This is a genomic window from Geothrix sp. PMB-07, from assembly GCF_030758935.1.
In the GTDB taxonomy this organism is placed as follows: domain Bacteria; phylum Acidobacteriota; class Holophagae; order Holophagales; family Holophagaceae; genus Geothrix.
This window is the reverse complement of the sequence record NZ_CP132333.1, coordinates 1,922,539-1,939,236: the sequence shown is the minus strand read 5'-3', so window position 1 is coordinate 1,939,236 and position 16,698 is coordinate 1,922,539. Positions and strand designations below refer to the sequence as shown.

Below are 16,698 nucleotides of genomic sequence, written 5' to 3'. Positions count from 1 at the left end.
GGACCCGTTTTACTGGGGCCGTTCCTGAGTCTCGATCTGCGGGGGCAGGATCACCTTGAAGGTGGCGCCCTCGCCCGGAACGCTGAACACGGACACTTCTCCGCCCATGAGGCGGCAAAGGTGTTTCACGATGGCCAGGCCCAAGCCCGTGCCAGGTTTGGCCATGGAAGCCTTGGCGCGGTAGAAGCGCTCGAAAATGCGGCCCTGCTCCGCTTCGGGGATGCCGGGGCCCTGATCCTGCACCTCCCAGATCTGACCGTGGGTGGTGACCCGGACCCTGAGATTCACCCGGCCCTGCGCCGGGCTGAACTTCAGGGCGTTGGACACCAGGTTCTCGATGACCTGATGCAGCCGCAGCGGATCGGCGAGGATGGTGGCGCCCTGGGGGGCATCCACCTCCAGGGCCAGGACCACGCCCAGCGCCTCGCCACGGGGCTGCAAGTCCTTCATGAGCCCATCCAGGAAGGCAGCGAGATCGAGCTGGACCGGGGCCAGATGAAGGGCGCCGCTCTCGATCCGGCTCAGTTCGGAGAGATCGCCCAGCAGCAGGGTGAGGCGGTCCACGGACCGCATGATGGACTGGGCGCTGGACCGGGAGGCCTCGTCCAGATTCTCCTCCTGAAGGTTCTCGGCGGCGATGCGGATGGCCGTCACCGGTGTCTTCAGTTCATGGCTCACATTGGAGATGAACTTTTGCCGGGTGGTCTCCAACGCCTCCTGGCTGGTCACATCGTCCAGGGTCAGCAGCACCCCGCTCACCGAGCCATGCGGCGCGAAGGGAATGGCCCGAACCCTCAGCGTGCGCCCGGCCCGCGCCAGGCGCCATTCCCCGGGGACTCCGCCATAGGCCTTCTGCACCAGATCCAGTCCCTCCTGTCCCCGGAGGACATCGCCCACGGCCATGCCCTTGGCCAGCGGCGCGCCCAAGCCCAGATGCCGTTGGGCCGCAGGATTGAACTGCTCCAGATCGCCACGGGCCCCGAACAGCAGCACGCCTTCTTCCAAGCGGGCCATGATGCCAGGCAGGAGGCGATCCTCCCGGCCGACCTTTTCTTTCAATTCGATGTTTTCACGCTGCAGGGCGAGCCAGGCCCGGGGCAGTTCCTGCAGGGCCTTGGGTGGCGTATCCCGTTCCAAAGAATCGAGGGGTTGAGCCACAGCCCGCACCTGCCAGCGGGCCATGAGCACCAGCACCAGGGCCAAAGTGCCCAGCAGACCGGCAGCCCACAAAAGAGAGACGCCCTGGTGAACGCTCATGCCCAAGCCGAAGCCAAGGAACAGCATGGATATCAGGCAGATGATGGCGCGGCCAAGAAAGACAGGCATTCCATTTCCATCGTGGCGCGGTGAGTCGAGCTGGTCCATGTGCTCCGACCATACACGGTCACAAGCTCTCCGCCCAGCCGTCAGGTGCTGAATTTACGCTCCAGTTACCCGGCTAGACCCAGTACAGTTGAAGGTTGATCGCGGGAGAACCCAATGTCCTTGAATGCCCTGATGCGCTGGCTGAAACCCAGGGAGATGGTGTTTTTCGATCTCCTGGAGAGCGCCGCCGGCAATGCCTACCAGGCCTCCCAGCTCTTTGACCGCGAGATCCGCACCGGTGATGCCGCCCGCTTCGCCGAACTGCGCCGACAGATGAAGGATCTTGAACACATCGGCGATGACATCACCCGCGAAATCCTCGACCGTTTGAACCAGACCTTCGTCACCCCCATCGAGCGCGAAGACATCATGGCGCTCGCCCATGCCCTCGATGACGTGGTGGACAAGATCCACGCGGTCTGCGAGCGCCTCATCCTCTACCGCATCGGGCCCGTGATGCCCGCCGTCACCGAGATCAGCTCCATCATCGTGGAAGGCGCCGGGGAAATCCTGCACCTCATCCGCTCCCTGCGGAACATGTCCAACCAGAAGGACATCCGCGACCGCATCCGGCGCGTGCACACCCTGGAGAACAAGGCCGACTCCATCTACCATGCGGCCCTGGCCCAGGTGTTCGAAGACCCGAAGGATCCCATTGAACTCATCAAGTGGAAGGAGCTCCTGGAACAGATCGAAGACGCGACGGACAAGATCGAGCTGGTGGCCAAGGTTGTGGGTTCCACCGTCATGCGCAACGCCTGAGGACGGTCCATGTTTCTCGCGCTTGCCCTGATCGTCCTGCTGGCCCTGGTTTTCGACTACATCAACGGGTTCCACGACACCGCCAATGCCATCGCCACGGTGGTATCCACGGGAGTGCTGTCCGCCCGGAACGCCATCATGATGGCCGCAGTGCTGAACTTCGGCGGGGCCCTGCTGGGCACCCAGGTGGCCACCACCATCGCCAAAGGCATCGCCGACAGCCAGTTTGTGGTTCCCGCCGTCATTGTGGCGGCCCTGCTGGCAGCCATCGTCTGGAACCTCATCACCTGGTGGTTCGGCATTCCCTCCAGTTCCAGCCATGCGCTCGTGGGCGGCCTCTCCGGCGCCGTGGTGGCCCAGGCGGGCCTCGGCGCCCTGCACACCACCAAGCTGAAGGAAGTGGCCACCTACCTGGTGGTATCGCCGGTGGTGGGCTTCTTCATCGCCATGGCCATCATCATCCTCCTGCTCTGGATCTGCCGCCGCATGGCGGGCCACCGCGTCAACGTCGCCTTCCGCAAGTTGCAGCTTGTCTCGGCTGGGGCCATGGCCTTCACCCACGGCACCAATGATGCCCAGAAGGCCATGGGTATCATCGCCCTGGCCCTCATCACCTACGGGAAGTTGGCCGCCCACGGGGCCAAGGTCGACGTGCCCATCTGGGTGAAGCTGGCCTGCGCCACAGCCATGGGCCTGGGCACCATGTCCGGCGGCTGGAAGATCATCCGCACCATGGGCACCAAGATCGTGAAGCTGCGGCCCATCCACGGCTTCGCGGCGGAGACCTCCGCGGCCATCGTCCTCTTCACCACCGCCCACCTGGGCATTCCCGTGAGCACCACCCACGTCATCTCCGGCGCCATCATGGGCGTGGGCGCCAGCATGAACGTGTCCGCCGTGCGCTGGGGCGTGGCCGGGAACATCCTGGTGGCCTGGGTGCTGACCATTCCCATCAGCGCCCTCCTGGCCGCAGCCTTCCTAAAACTGGTGGCGCCCCTCTTCTGAGGCCAGATCGCCATCAGCGATAGAGATCCACCACGGAGACACTGAAATCACGGAGGTGGCACGGAGGCCTCCGCGTTCCTCCCGCATGGGCAGGCCGAAGGCCGCTTCCGGCAGGGCCGGAAGCCTTCGCAGGCGCAGGCTCGGATGCCCTGAGGAGGATCCGAACCTGGCGTCTGCGAAGTGCCCATGCTCCGTGCTTCCGTGGTGGATCCTTTGACAAGCGCAGACAAAACGGTGCGAAAGATGTTCCACCGCGGTGACGGCGCGCGCATCATTCCGTCACATCCGAGCCCGACACTTGTCGTCCCTGCCCCGCGGATGCCCGTCACCGCTTGGTCTCACCCTTTTCCCGCGGAATTGCCAACGCCGCCATGAGGCCGTCATCACCGTGACCGACCCTGGTTTCAGAACCAGGGAGACACGACCATGACGATCGAGACCCTCACGCCCCATCCCGAAGGCGCCCGCTACACCGTGCGCCCCTTGAGCAGTTCGGACTTCGTCCATCTGCGTCGGCTGGAATCGGAAATCTGGTCCGGCGATGGCACCGGCGAGCTCTGCCCCCACTATCTGCGGCTGTGCACCGAGCTCTACCGCGACTGGTGCTTCCTGGCCCTCGACGGCGACCGGCCCGTGGGCTATGTGCTGAATTTCGTGGCGGGCACCACGGTCTACTGCGCCACCCTGGCCGTACATCCTGAATACCAGAAGGGCCGGGTGAACTACCTGCTCATCCGCGCCATGGTCTCCAAGCTGCTCAACGAGAACGTGGACGAATGCCGCTTCCTCGTGGAGCCCGGCAACACCGATGCCCGCAGCGTCCACAACGCTCTGGGCGCCCGGGTGGTGGAAGAAGTGAACGATTTCTACGCCCCCGGCGACACCCGCCTCTGGTCCGCCATCACCCGCGAGGACCTGGAGCGCGTGCGGGCCCGCTACACCCGCCTCAAGCTGGTTTCGTGATGTCCTGGGCCGGTGTCCTCTGGCCCACCTTCGCCCTTCTGCCACGCCTGGCCGCCGGAGCGGAGCCGCAACCCGGATTGCACCGGTGGGCGCGGCGTCTGCTGCCGGCGCTGGGCGTCGATCTCCACGTCGAAGGGCACCTGCGGACGGATCTCCCCCTCTGGGTGGCCAACCACGTGAGCTGGGTGGATCCCGTGGTGCTCATGAGCCTGCGGCCCATGGGCACCATCTCGAAGGGCGAAGTGGCGGGCTATCCCCTCATCGGGCGGCTGGCCCAACGATCGGGCATCCACTTCGTCGAGCGGGAAGATCCCACCAGCCGCGCCGCAGCCCTGGCCGCATTCATGGCCTCGCTGCGCAAGGACCGCCCCATGCTGCTCTTCCCCGAAGGCACCACCACCCGTGGCGAGCGGCTGGCGGCGTTCTACGAAGGCGGTCTGCGCCTGGCCTTCCACCTGGGCCTTCCTTCCCAGCCCCTGCGCCTGAGCAGCCCGGCGCCGCACTATCCCTGGACCGGTGACGAAACCCTGGTGCCGCACATCCGGACCCTCTTCGCCCACCGCACACCCGTCACCGTCACCGCCGAAGATCCTTTGCATCCGTCGGATTTCCAGGATGCCGAAGCCTGGATTGCCGCTTTCAAGACCGCCCTCGCTCCCCGGAGTTCCGATGTCCGCTGATGTGTTGTTCCAGGGCCTCCGCACGGGGCTGACGCCCTTTCTGGGGCTGCCCCTCTGCATCGATCCGTGCCGTGCCACGGGCGTGGTGCTGGGCGCGCCCTGCGATGCGGGCGTCATCAACCGTCCTGGCGCGCGCCTGGGCCCCTGGGCCATGCGTGCCGCCTCCATGGGCGTGGGCTCGCATCCCATGCCTGACCGACTTCGGGAAGGACGGCCCGTCTTCGGATCCCCCGCCGCCCAGGGCTGGCTGGATGGCGGCAACATCCCCGCTCTGCCCTTCTCCCTGAAGGAGGCGCTGGAAACCGTCCAGGCCACCATCGGCGCCTGGGCCATGAACGGCTGCCGCACCCTCATGCTGGGCGGTGACCACTCGCTCACCCTTGGCGCCCTGCGTGCCCTGGCGCGCCAACACGGGCCCCTGGGCCTGTTGCACGTGGATGCCCATCCTGATGCCGCCGATGGCGCCGCCTGGGGCACGGACATCCATCACGGCACCTGGCTCCGGCAGGCCATCGAAGAGGGGCTGGTGGCTCCCGAGCGCACCATGCAGGCGGGCCTGCGGGCCCCACGCTTCGACGACGACGAACTGGCCTTCCTGTCCGCCGTGGGCGTGCGCATGTGGACCCCCGCGGATCTGCGCGATCCCTTGCTGTCCCTGCGTTTGAAAGAGGATCTCGCCGCCGTGGGTCAGGGCCCTGCCTACCTGAGCCTCGACCTGGATGCACTGGATCCCATGCTCGTGCCCGCAGTGGCTGAGCCCGTGCCCGGCGGCCTGAGCCTGCCCGAAACCATCCGCCTCATCCACGGCACCCGCCAATGGGCCGAGCCCTGGGTGGGCGCCGATCTCATGGAACTTGCTCCCACGCTGGATGGCGCCGAAGCCAGCGCCCGCGTGGCCGTCCACCTCGCCCTCCACCTTCTCGCCTGAGGTTCCCATGACGCCCGCCAGCTCCCCCCTTGAAGCCTTCGAGAACCACATCGGCCCCCTCACCTGGGATGACCTCGTCACGGGCTACGATTTCGGGTTTCTCACTTCCTTAGAAATCCAGGTGACCGCCACCGGAGACGGCCTGGCCGTCCAGCGATTGCGGGCCCTGGAAGGCTCTGCCCTGAAGAATTTCGAAGCGCACCTCTGGGCCGCCTGCGCCGAGGCCGTGGGCAAGACCCCCCGCCCCGGCAGCTCCCGCTGGTCCCAGGCCCAGGACCGCTGGCGCGAGGCCCTGCTGCGCGAAGCCCTGGCCACGGAAACCACCGCGGATCAGCTGGCCCGCAGCGTGGAGCGCCTGTACGAACAGGTCGGCTGCCCCGAGGACATGCTGATCATGCTGAAGCCCTCCCAGCGGTGGTCAGGCACACCCGCCACGGTGGATCCGGTGGCGGTCGAACAGTTCCTCAATGGCACCCGGAAGAACCAATCCCGCCGGTTTGGTGCGACTTCCTAAGAGTGTGGCACCCTGAAGGCTCCCCCCGGAGTCCTGATGCCGCTGCCCGACCCCAGGCTGGATGACCTGCTCACCAGCACAGGCCCAAAGCTCGAGGGGCTCCTGCGCTGGCTGCTGGAGGCCTCCCCGCTCGATTCCGTGGATGGCGAGGCCCGGCGGACCAGCCGTCTGCGGCGGCTTCACAAGGCCCTGGTGGAGCGGGGACTGCTCGGTTCGTTATCTGAAGAGTGGAACCACGCCTCGGCCATCCGACTGCTGGCGGAAACGGGGCTGCCAGACCGCACTTCCCTGTTGGGAGAAGGCTTTCTCCGGGTGGTGGACCGCGTCATTCCGCGCCTGGATCCCGAGGGGGATCTTTATGCCCTCCTCGACCGCCTTGAACTCCACGACTCGGACGCAGCGTGGGTCGAGGGCCTGCCTGTTGATATCAAAGCCGCCTGGGGCCAGGTGCTCTCCCCCCCCCGCGAGATCTGGGTCCACGCGGCGCGATTGCTCTCACACCGCGCCTCGGCCGTGGGGCTTTCGCGGGATCTCCTGAACCTGGATGCCGCTGGCACGGATGCCGATTCGCCCTTCTTCAACCTCACTCACGCGACACGGGCCTACGGCGACGATCCAGGAAATCCCTCGGTCCGCGCAGCCTGGGAACGCTGCCATGCCGACTGCCTGCGCGCCCTGTCCCAGGCCCACGACCGGTTGGATGACCGAGGCGTATCCACGGACCTGGTGTTCCGCCTGGAACTGCTCGAAGCGCAGCTGCGGCGCATCGAACAGCTGCTGGCCTTCGCCAACGGAGAGGGGGACGGAGCGGCCTTTACCTTGGAACTCGTGCGGGGCAGCGCGGAACAGCACAGCCTCGGCACGCTGCTGAACACCAGCCTGAAGCGCCTGGCCCGCAAGATGGTGGAGCACACCGGCGACACCGGTGAACACTACATCGCCCGGAACCGCCAGGAATGGAAGGCCACGGGCTGGGCGGCAGCGGGCGGCGGCCTGCTGACCGCGGGCACCGCTCTCCTCAAATACGGAGGCTCAGCCTTGCCCCTGGCGCCCCTGATCATGGGGCTATTCCTTTCCTTCAACTACGCCGCCAGTTTTTGCCTCATGCAGCTGCTGGGTTTCAGCCTGGCCTCCAAGCAGCCGGCCATGACCGCCTCGGCTCTGGCCCGGGCCCTGGAGAACGGTGAGGACCAGGAACAGGAAATCGAACTGGTGGCGGCCATCACCCGCACCCAGGTCATCGCCACCATCGGGAATGTTTGCGCCGCCATGCCCACGGCCCTCGCCGTCTGTGGCCTCTGGATCTGGCTCACCGGGCACGGCCCCCTGAGCCAGGAGACCGCCCTCCACAGCCTGCACGGCACCCATCCCCTTCATGCCTCGACGCTCGTATTCGCCGCAGTCACGGGCGTGCTGTTGTGGATCTCCAGTCTGGCTGCGGGCTGGGCCGCCAACTGGAGCGCCTATCGGAACCTGCCGGAGGCCCTGGCGCGCAGCCGCCGGATCCAGGCGCTGCTGGGCCCCCACCGCTCGAAATGGCTGGGCCGGTTCGTCCACCGGAACATCTCAGGCTTCATGGGCTACCTGGCCTTGGGCGCCCTGCTGGTCTTCGTGCCCATGGCCTTCGCCTTCGCGGGCATCCACCTCGAAGTGCGCCACGTCACCCTTCAGTCGGCCTCCCTGGCCCTGGCCTCCGCCAGCCTCTGGGCCCAGGGGGCCCTGCTCTGGACTGAGGCCCTGTGGGGGTTGCTGGGCATCGCCCTCATCGGAACCCTGAACTTCACCGTCTCCTTCGCCCTGGCGCTGTGGACCGCCCTGCGCGCCCGGGCCTTCAACGGCCCCGCCCGCCGCCACCTCTGGTGGAACATTCTGAAGGCCTTCAACCGCCAGCCGGGGCGCTTCCTCTTACCCCCAAGCAAGCCTTCTGCCTTTGGCCAGGGGTGATACCCTCGACTCCCCCCATTCCGGAGATGCCCATGCGTAACCTGCTCCTTCCGGCCCTCCTCGCCTGCTCCCTGGTGGCTCAGGACAAGCCAGCCGCCCTGACGACGCCCATGCCAGCGCCCGTGCGCCTCACGCCCCTGCGCGTGAGTCCAGCGACCACGCTCTCGCAGGAGATCGGCATCAGCCGCATCGATCTCGCCTTCGCCCGGCCCGCCGTGAAGGGACGCGCCATCTGGGGCGGCCTCGTGCCCTACAAAGAGGTGTGGCGGGCTGGCGCCAACAACGCCACGGTCATCACCTTCAGCCATGCCGCCAAGGTGGCTGGGAAGGACGTGCCCGCGGGCAGTTACGGCTTCTTCGTCATCCCCCAGGAAAAGACCTGGACCCTCATCCTCAACAAGAAAGCCAAGCAGTGGGGTGCCTACGAGTACAAGCCGGAGGAGGATCTGATGCGCTGGGAGGCCACGCCCCAGGCCGGGCCCTTCCTCGAATACCTGGACTACCGGGTGATCCCCCAGGATCTCAGCAGCGCCGTGGTGGAGCTGGGTTGGGAGAAGCTGCGCGTAAGTTTTCCGGTGGCCTTCGACACCAAGGGCATCTACTGGGCCCACCTTGAGGACAAGCTGAAGCAAGCACCGGATACGGACTGGGTGCCCTGGTACCAGGCCGCCAAGTACTGCCAGGACCAGAGCATCGAACCGCAAAAAGCGATCCTCTGGATCGAGAAGAGCCTCAAGGCCGGTGACAGTTTCTGGAACCACGAAACCGCCGCCCGCATTTTCCGGGATGCCAAGCGCCTGCCCGAGGCCCTGGCCCACCTGCAGAAGGCCATCGATCTTTCCGGGCCCGGCGGCGCGCCCAAGGAATACACCGCCAACCTGGAAAAGGAACTGGCGGCCTGGAAGGCCCAAAAGTAGGCCCTGGCCTCACATCTTCACAGCCATCTTCAGGAAGGACTCCGGAAGGTTGACTCCGCTCCGGCCCAGGTTCGCCTGATGGACGAAGATGGTCAGCCTTCCTCCGATGCGCTCAAAGGCGATGATGCCGCCTTCCGGAAACAGCTTCCGGCTGCTGCACACCACCAGCTTGCCCTGCTCGGCGTAGAACCGGGTCTGCTCCGGCGTAAAGGACCAGGCCACCTGGGCTTTGGCATCCACCGAAATCTCCTGCTTCTTCAGCTGGATGACCATGTCCAGCTCCTTGCAGGCCACGCGGCCCTCGGAACCGGCGCTGGAGGCCAGGATGAGCAGGAACTTGGCTGCATCTTGCACAGGAACCCCCTCGGCATGGAGGCCCTGTGGCGCCAGGAAGAGGGGGGTGGCAGCCAGGAGCGCTGACAACCGGCGATCAAACGGAAGGAAAGGGCGAGACATGACACTACCTCCAGGTCTCTTATCGGCCGTGCATTCAACGCAGGGGGTGCGACAAGGTGACCTTGAGGTAACTTTTAATGCCCTTTGATCAGTTCGTTCTGAACTGGGCCAGCGAGGCCGACAGATCCTCGGCGATCCGTGACAGGTGGTCCGCCGTGCGGTTCACCTCTTCCACGGTGTGGGCCAGTTCCGTGGAGGCGGCCGCGCTGCGCTCCGTGGACTGGGCGGATTCCTCCACCTGGCGCGCCACTTCCTCGGAAGTGCGGCCCTGCTCCTCCGTGGCTGCCCCAATCTCACGGGCAGCCACCACCACGGCGTTGATGTTCTCCTGGATGACGCGGATGGTGGCGTCCGTGGCCTCCACGGTGCGCACGCCCGTCACCATGGCATCCTCTGTGCGCTGGATCAGCTCACCGATCTGCTTGGCGGCCCCGGCGCTTCGCTCCGCCAACTTCCGAACCTCCTCCGCCACCACCGCAAACCCTTTGCCATGCACACCCGCCTTGGCGGATTCGATGGCCGCGTTGAGGGCCAGCAGGTTGGTCTGCCGCGCCAGATCCTGGATGACCTGCACGGCCTTCACCATTTCCTGGGTGGCCTCGCGGATATCCTGCATGGCCATGACCGTGGCCTCGCCCTGCTGGGCTCCTTCCTGCGCGGCCTTCACCATGGTCTCGGTGCCCGCCTGGCTGCTGCGGACATTCCCGGCCACCTGCTGGATGGAGGCGGAGAACTCGGTCATGGCTGCCGCGGTGCGCTCTGAGGCCACCCGCTGGCCCTCGGCGAACTGGGCAATTTCACTGGTGGCGCGGGAGACTTCGCTGGCCGTGGAACTCAATTCCGTCGAGCCTTCCGCCACGCGCAGGCTGGCCCCACGAAGCTGCGCGAAGAACTGCTGGAAGCGGGAGAGCATGGCGTTGAAATCCTTGGCCATGCGGCCCAACTCGTCCTCGGAGTGGACCTCGACCCCCATCCTGAAATCGCCCGCCACCATGCGCTCCATGCCTTCGGACACTTCCTTTAACGATCTGCGGATGCGCCCCATGACTGCGCCGGAAATCCAGATGCCCAGGATCAGGCTGATGGCCAGAATGATCAGCTTCAGGATCATGCCGAATCGCACCAGATCGGCCATTTCAGCCTTCTCGCGAAGCTCAATGCGCTTCGCTTCGGTGAAGGTTGTTTCCGCCAGGGCCTTGATGGCCTCATTCATGGGCCGGTCGATGCCCTTCAGTTGCCCATCCACCGTGCGATAGGCCAGAGGATCCCTGGGGTTCCAGTTAGCAAGGGCTTCGCGGTATTTCGATCCGAGGGTGTGGAGCTCCTGCAGGGTCTTCTCCAGGGGCACCGTGGAGATCTCCAGTTCCGTCAGGAGGCCCCGCAGCTTCGCCAGATCGCCTTCAACCTCCTTCTCGGAGGCATTGAAAGCCGCCTTGTACTTCGCCATCTGTTCCGGGTCGTGGCCGCGGATGAGGATGTTCTTCCATTCCTGCACCTGGGTCTTGAAGTCGTTCTGCGCTTCCCGCGCCGTATCACCCGCCTGGCTGAGCTTCAGGAGCGTGTCGGCCATTTCACTGGACTGGGCCGTGAGCCGGTGGGCCACCCAGAAGCCGGCCCCACCCAGGGCCAGCGCGGCCGCCATCAGGCTTCCCGCCAGCAGCCAGAGTTTCGCACGCACAGATATCCGGTCGAGGAATGACACCTGCATGATCCACCCCCAGGACGCCTACACCCTGGTATCGGCCTCCAGTCAGATCCCTGAAAGTTCGGACATCCCACAGGAAAAAACCTTGTGGTCAGGTACATCCCCAGCCGCACGGCGAGGATCCCCGGCTGGAAGATCACCCGCTTTCGCGCGGAAACGGCCAAGGACCAGCACTTTCACACCCCTTTCACGCGGCAGGTCCAGGAAGGGGCTGGAATGAAGCCCAAGGAGGGATTGGCCATGACCCCGGTCTCACTCTCAGCCACATCACTCCTGCGCCCCTTTCCCGATGATTGGATCATCCGGCCCCGGCGGCCCGAGGACATCCCCGGCGTCATCGCACTCATGAAGCGGGTCTACGCCGAACCTCACGGGCCCGAAGCCGTCTGGCCCCCTGACACCCTCATGCGGCACTTCGAAACGTTTCCCGAAGGTCAGCTCTCCATCCTGGATGGGCAAGGACGGCTCATTGCCGATTCCACCGCCATGGTGGTGCGGTCAGAAACCGCGCTGCGGCCCCACCGCTGGTCCGAGATCACCGCCCGGGGAACCCTGGCCCACCACGATCCGAAGGGCGATGCCTTCTACGGCGTCGATCTGGCGGTCGATCCGGAATTCCAGGGCATGGGCCTGGCTCATCACCTCTATGCCGTCCGCACCGCGCTGGCCATGAGTCTGGGCTGCCGAATCTTCGTGGCGGGGGCCCGCATGCCCGGCTACCACTTGGCCTCGGACCTGCTCGCGCCCGAGAGCTACCTCGCCCTGGTGGAGCGCGGCCTCATCTACGATCCCACCTTGTCGAAGCAGCTTCGCCTGGGGTTCCGCCTCCGCGGCCTGCTGCCCGGTTACATCGCCGACCCTGAAAGCGCCGACAACGCGGCCCTCATCTCCATGGAGCTGTGATGCGGTTCTCGGCACCCAAGCCCGTCATGTCGCGCCCAGTGCGGGTCTGCTCTGTGCAGTACGCCCTGCGCACCATTTCCAGCTTCGAGGAATTCGCCACCCACGTGGAATCCTTCGTGGATGTGGCCGACGACTACGATGCGGACCTGATCGTCTTCCCAGAACTGCTCGGCGTGCAGCTCATGGGCCCCACCAGCGGCGGCGGCGAGCCCTCTGAGGTCATGCGGCGCCTGGCGGCCGAGCATGTCGATGATTTCGACGCGCTCTTCAAGCGCCTGGCCACGGAATACGAGCGGATCATCGTGGGTGGCACCATGCCCCGTCTCGAGGGGGAACGCCTGCTGAACGTGGCCTCGGTCTACTTCCCGAATGCCGAGCCGGTGCACCAAGCCAAGCTCCACCTGACCCCGGCCGAGCGGAACGTCTGGAAGTTCTCTCCTGGGCGGGACCTGCTGGTGGTGGATACGGATTTCGGCAAGTTTGCCGTGGCCATCTGCTATGACGTGCAGTTTCCCGAGCTGGTGAAGATCCTCTGCAACCATCATGGCGTCGAGCTGCTGGTGGTGCCCTACATGACCGACGACCGCCGCGGCACCTGCCGGGTCACCACCTGCGCCCGGGCCCGCGCCGTGGAGAACCAGATCTACACGGTCACAGCCGGGATGGTGGGCAGCCTGCCCCTGATGACCGACCTCACCAGCCAGTACGCCCAGAGCGGCATCTTCACGCCGGCAGACCTGGCCTTCCCCATGGATGGCATCGCCACCGAGGCAGCCGCCAATGTGGAGCAGGTCATCGTGGCCGATCTCGACCTCGCCACCCTGGACCGCGCCCGCCACCACGGCAGCGTGCAGACCTTCCGGGACAGCCAGAGCGACACCCTGCACACCCGCTTTGACGGCGAGGTGCTCACCGTGCGGAGGCACTTCGGCGGCTGAGCCTGGGTCACCCCCAGGGCAGCCGGTGTCAGCGCCGCAGCCCCTCCCGGCACCAGGCCTGAAGCTCCCGGGCGGTGGCTTCGGGATCATCCACCAAACGCGCTTCGCCGAATTCGATCTGCGCCCGGACAGGGCCCATCTTCAGCAGCCGGTACAGGTGAGGCAGCAGCGCGTCCGCCCCAAGAAAGGCAGCCTCCCGCAGCGGCTGGTAGGTCAAGCGGAAGGGCTGGATGGGAAAGCGGCCTTCTTTGGCGATGCGGAAAGCCCCCACCCGCCAGGGCCGCGCTTCATCCAGCGAGGTGGTGCCTGAAGGAAACAGCCCGAGGCTCATGCCCCGCGTTTCCAGGCATTCACTGATGGCCTTCACGGCCTGCCGACGTGAGCCATCGGACTCCCGCCGCACAAACACCATGCCCGCCCGGCGGCCAGCCGCGCCGAAGAACGGCCACCGCGAAATCTCCTCCTTGCCCAGGAACACCAAGGGGACCTGGCTCATCAGCACCGGAATGTCGAGGTAGCTGAGGTGGTTCCCCACGAACAAGGCCGGGCTTTGGAGCGGCAGCCTGGCGCCTGTGCGCCGGACGTCCAGGTTGAGCTGGACCTGGGCCTCCCAGGCCCAGTCCGTGAGCAGACCCTGCAGCACATCCCTCGGAATGCGCCCGCCATGGCGGGCCTCGCAGCGGGCGCCCTGACGGTCGTACCGAAGGATGCCCGCCAGAACTCGCAGCAACCGCCCGGCAGCCGAATCCCGGAGGCTGCGGGAGCGCAGGCCCTCGAACAGGGGCGGAACCGCCGGTTCCTCCAGGGACCTGAACATCAGGGGATTGGCCTCGGGCATGGGTGGGCCTCACGGAGCAGTCGGCGGAATCCCATCGCGAGGTCCGATGGTCGCGAGGGGGCTGTCACCGGGAATTCGTGGCAACTCACACGCTATCCATGCCGTGTAACAGAGGTGTGCAAAGGTGCGCACCGGGGCGTAACGGCCGCCTACACGCCCGTGCGATCCACCCCCCAAATGACTTTGTGCAGCTGCACCTGCACGCGCACAGGCAACGCATCGGCCACCACCTGTTCCGCCAGCCAGGCGGGATCGAGGCTTCCCCACACGGGGCTGAAGAGCACCTCCAGCCGATCCCAGATGGCCCGCTCGGCACACCAGGCCTTGGCCCAGGTGTAGTCCGCCTCATCGCAAAGGACGAACTTCAACTCATCCTGGCCCGGCACCATGTGATCCAGGTTGGTTTCAAGCCAGCGTTCCGCCTCTCCGCTGCCGGGTGTCTTGCGGTCCACGATCTTCACCACGGCCTTGGGCACCACGGCCAGATCGTGGCTGCCCGCAGTCTCCAGGGCCACCTCGTAGCCTTCCTCCAGAAGGGCCTGCAGCAGCTGTGGCGCCATCGGATGGGCCAGGGGCTCACCGCCCGTCAACTCGACAAAGGGTGCGTTGGGCCCCCGGCGCGGAGGGCCGAGGCGCTCCCGCGTCTCGCTCAGGAGATCCTCCAGCTCACGCATCGCCCCATCATAAAAGGCGTACTCGGTGTCGCAGTACACGCAGCGCAGAGGGCAGCCCGAAAGTCGGATGAAGAGGCAGGGCCGGCCGATGCGCGTACCTTCCCCTTGGATGCTGTGGAACACCTCGTTGACCTTGAACTTCATGCGGCAGAACCCCTTCCCTGGCATTGTCCCATGGCGCTTCCCAAGAATCCGAATCCTGTGGGAGCATCGACCTTTCCCGGGGTGTTCATGTTCGTGCAACGGTTCCTGCCGGTCCCGCTGGCCTGCTTCATCCTTGGCGCCCAGGCGCCGGAACCGCCGGAGCCAGTGCAGGTCCGCTACCAGAAACGGGAAGTCATGGTGCCCATGCGTGACGGGGTGAAGCTGTTCACCTCCATCTACGAACCCAAGGACACCACCCGCCCCCATCCCATTCTGATGTCCCGCACTCCTTATGGGGCCGGCCCCTATGGGCCCGACGCCTACCGGCGCGGCGTGGGGCCCTCTCCCGCCTTCGCCAAGGAAGACTACATCGTGGTGTATCAGGATGTGCGGGGTCGTTCCCACAGCGAAGGCCAGTTCGTGGACACCCGGCCCTTCAACCCCGCCAAGGGCCCCCGCGATACGGACGAGGCCACTGACACCTATGACACCATCGCCTGGTTGCTGGCGAATGTTCCAAACCACAACGGCCGTGTGGGCCAATGGGGCATCAGCTACCCCGGCCACTATGCCGCCCAGGCCCTGCTCAGCGGGCATCCGGCCCTCAAGGCCGTCTCTCCCCAGGCGCCCATGATCGACCTCTGGGAGGGCGACGACAGCTACCACCGTGGCGCCTTCCAGCTGCTGGCCAACGCGGAGTTCTTCACATTCTTCCACAGCCGCCCAGCGGCAGCCCCCACCCAGCCCCCAGCCACTGCACCACCTGTGGCACCGCCCGCCCAACGGCCTCCCGATGACTACCGCTGGTTCCTGGAGGCAGGATCGGTTCAGGCCGTCTTCCCGAAAATGAACCAGCCCGCCGAACCGATCTGGGAGGAATACGTTCGGCACAACACCTACGACGCCTACTGGCAGGCCCGCGACCTGCGGCCCCACCTGAAGCAGGTGCAGCCCGCCGTGCTCACGGTGGGCGGCTGGTTCGACGCGGAGGATCTCTTCGGCGCCTTGGCCTGCGCCCGAACCCTGGCCCAGCAAAGCCCCAGCACCGCCAGCCACCTGGTCATGGGGCCCTGGTCCCACGGCCTCTGGGCCCGCGGGGAGGGCGACCGCCTGGGTCCGCTGGAATTCGGCGCGAAGACTTCCGCCTGGTTTCAACGGGACGTGGAATTGCGATTCTTCAATCAGCACCTGAAGGGAGAAGCGGGCCAACCTCTGCCAAAGGCCACCATGTTCGAGACGGGGAAGAACCAGTGGCGCTCCTTCGACACCTGGCCACCCCGGACCGTGAAGCCGCGCACCTTCTACTTCGGAGCCCAGGGCCTCCTGACTGCGGCCAGACCTCGAGCCGCCTCAGCCTTCGACGCTTTCATCAGCGATCCTGCCCGGCCTGTGCCCCACACCCAGGAGATCACCTCCGGGTTTTCCCCCAGCTACATGACCGAGGATCAGCGCTTCGCATCCCGGCGTCCGGATGTGCTGGTCTACGAGACCGCGCCCCTGGAAGCGGACCTCACCCTGGCGGGCCCGCTGAGGCCGGTGCTTCAGGTGAGCACGACCGGCACGGATAGCGACTGGGTGGTGAAAGTGATCGATGTCTACCCCGATGACACTCCCGATCCCAAGGATCCGCCCAGCGGCTGGCATGCCGGAGGGGCTGAGATGCTGGTTCGCGGAGACATCCTTCGCGGGAAGTTTCGCAACAGCTACCAGACGCCTGAACCCTTCGTCCCTGGCCGTCCCACCGAAGTGGCCTTCACGCTGCCTGACATCTTCCACACCTTTCAGAAGGGGCATCGACTCATGGTGCAGATCCAGTGTTCCTGGTTCCCCCTGGCGGATCGGAATCCCCAAACCTTCTGCGACATTCCCAAGGCCCCGCCCGAGGCGTTCCAGAAGGCCGAACAGCGGGTCTACCGCTCCGAGGCCCTGCCGTCGCGGTTGGAAGTCCAGGTGCTGGAATAA

The 16,698-nt window shown here is 65.9% G+C and carries 16 protein-coding genes; 11 read left to right on the top strand and 5 right to left on the bottom strand.

Annotated elements, in window-relative coordinates; genetic code table 11:
* Positions 1–9 precede the first annotated feature (9 nt).
* Entirely contained in the window at positions 10–1,326 is a 1,317-nt protein-coding gene (locus Q9293_RS08680; RefSeq protein ID WP_306252083.1) for a cell wall metabolism sensor histidine kinase WalK, read from the bottom strand.
* 153 nt (positions 1,327–1,479) lie between these two features.
* Between Q9293_RS08680 and Q9293_RS08675 the strand changes: the two genes are divergently transcribed.
* The 8 genes from Q9293_RS08675 (at position 1,480) to Q9293_RS08640 (ending at position 9,078) form a co-directional block, all read left to right on the top strand.
* The gene (locus Q9293_RS08675; RefSeq protein WP_306252080.1) at positions 1,480–2,127 is read left to right on the top strand and encodes a DUF47 domain-containing protein; all 648 of its coding nucleotides are present in this window, start codon (positions 1,480–1,482) and stop codon (positions 2,125–2,127) included.
* A gap of 9 nt (positions 2,128–2,136) precedes the next feature.
* Positions 2,137–3,132: an inorganic phosphate transporter gene (locus tag Q9293_RS08670; RefSeq protein WP_306252078.1), complete on the top strand. Its 996-nt coding sequence runs from the start codon at positions 2,137–2,139 to the stop codon at positions 3,130–3,132.
* A 426-nt stretch (positions 3,133–3,558) separates the two neighbouring features.
* Entirely contained in the window at positions 3,559–4,095 is a 537-nt protein-coding gene (locus tag Q9293_RS08665; RefSeq protein WP_306252076.1) for a GNAT family N-acetyltransferase, read from the top strand.
* Positions 4,095–4,775, top strand: coding sequence for a 1-acyl-sn-glycerol-3-phosphate acyltransferase (locus Q9293_RS08660; RefSeq protein WP_306252074.1), 681 nt, complete (start codon positions 4,095–4,097; stop codon positions 4,773–4,775). The genes Q9293_RS08665 and Q9293_RS08660 overlap by 1 nt, the downstream gene beginning before the upstream one ends.
* Positions 4,765–5,703 carry an arginase family protein gene (locus tag Q9293_RS08655; RefSeq protein ID WP_306252072.1) on the top strand — a complete coding sequence of 313 codons (939 nt, stop codon included), beginning with the start codon at positions 4,765–4,767 and terminating at the stop codon, positions 5,701–5,703. Before Q9293_RS08660 ends, Q9293_RS08655 begins: the two co-directional genes overlap by 11 nt.
* Before the next feature lie 7 nt (positions 5,704–5,710).
* Positions 5,711–6,217 carry a hypothetical protein gene (locus Q9293_RS08650; RefSeq protein WP_306252069.1) on the top strand — a complete coding sequence of 169 codons (507 nt, stop codon included), beginning with the start codon at positions 5,711–5,713 and terminating at the stop codon, positions 6,215–6,217.
* Positions 6,218–6,253: 36 nt separating this feature from the next.
* Positions 6,254–8,161: a hypothetical protein gene (locus tag Q9293_RS08645; RefSeq protein ID WP_306252067.1), complete on the top strand. Its 1,908-nt coding sequence runs from the start codon at positions 6,254–6,256 to the stop codon at positions 8,159–8,161.
* A gap of 32 nt (positions 8,162–8,193) precedes the next feature.
* A complete protein-coding gene (locus Q9293_RS08640) occupies positions 8,194–9,078 on the top strand; it encodes a DUF2911 domain-containing protein (RefSeq protein ID WP_306252066.1) in 885 nt (294 codons plus the stop codon).
* A gap of 9 nt (positions 9,079–9,087) precedes the next feature.
* On the opposite strand, the gene Q9293_RS08635 is transcribed toward Q9293_RS08640, so the two are convergent.
* Both Q9293_RS08635 and Q9293_RS08630 read right to left on the bottom strand, forming a co-directional pair.
* Entirely contained in the window at positions 9,088–9,534 is a 447-nt protein-coding gene (locus Q9293_RS08635; RefSeq protein WP_306252064.1) for a hypothetical protein, read from the bottom strand.
* Between the two features lie 88 nt (positions 9,535–9,622).
* Positions 9,623–11,242 (bottom strand): methyl-accepting chemotaxis protein, encoded by a 1,620-nt coding sequence (locus Q9293_RS08630; protein WP_306252062.1) that lies wholly within the window; start codon positions 11,240–11,242, stop codon positions 9,623–9,625.
* Between the two features lie 84 nt (positions 11,243–11,326).
* Between Q9293_RS08630 and Q9293_RS08625 the strand changes: the two genes are divergently transcribed.
* Together Q9293_RS08625 and Q9293_RS08620 are read left to right on the top strand one after the other, a co-directional pair.
* The gene (locus Q9293_RS08625) at positions 11,327–12,142 is read left to right on the top strand and encodes a GNAT family N-acetyltransferase (protein WP_306252059.1); all 816 of its coding nucleotides are present in this window, start codon (positions 11,327–11,329) and stop codon (positions 12,140–12,142) included.
* Complete coding sequence (locus tag Q9293_RS08620) at positions 12,142–13,080, top strand: carbon-nitrogen hydrolase family protein (protein WP_306252057.1); 939 nt, start codon at positions 12,142–12,144, stop codon at positions 13,078–13,080. Before Q9293_RS08625 ends, Q9293_RS08620 begins: the two co-directional genes overlap by 1 nt.
* Positions 13,081–13,108: 28 nt before the next feature.
* Here Q9293_RS08620 and Q9293_RS08615 read toward each other — a convergent pair whose 3' ends face one another.
* Both Q9293_RS08615 and Q9293_RS08610 read right to left on the bottom strand, forming a co-directional pair.
* Positions 13,109–13,897 carry a lysophospholipid acyltransferase family protein gene (locus tag Q9293_RS08615; RefSeq protein ID WP_306252055.1) on the bottom strand — a complete coding sequence of 263 codons (789 nt, stop codon included), beginning with the start codon at positions 13,895–13,897 and terminating at the stop codon, positions 13,109–13,111.
* A gap of 170 nt (positions 13,898–14,067) precedes the next feature.
* A complete protein-coding gene (locus Q9293_RS08610) occupies positions 14,068–14,736 on the bottom strand; it encodes a radical SAM protein (RefSeq protein ID WP_306252053.1) in 669 nt (222 codons plus the stop codon).
* Between the two features lie 87 nt (positions 14,737–14,823).
* Between Q9293_RS08610 and Q9293_RS08605 the strand changes: the two genes are divergently transcribed.
* Complete coding sequence (locus tag Q9293_RS08605) at positions 14,824–16,698, top strand: CocE/NonD family hydrolase (protein ID WP_306252050.1); 1,875 nt, start codon at positions 14,824–14,826, stop codon at positions 16,696–16,698.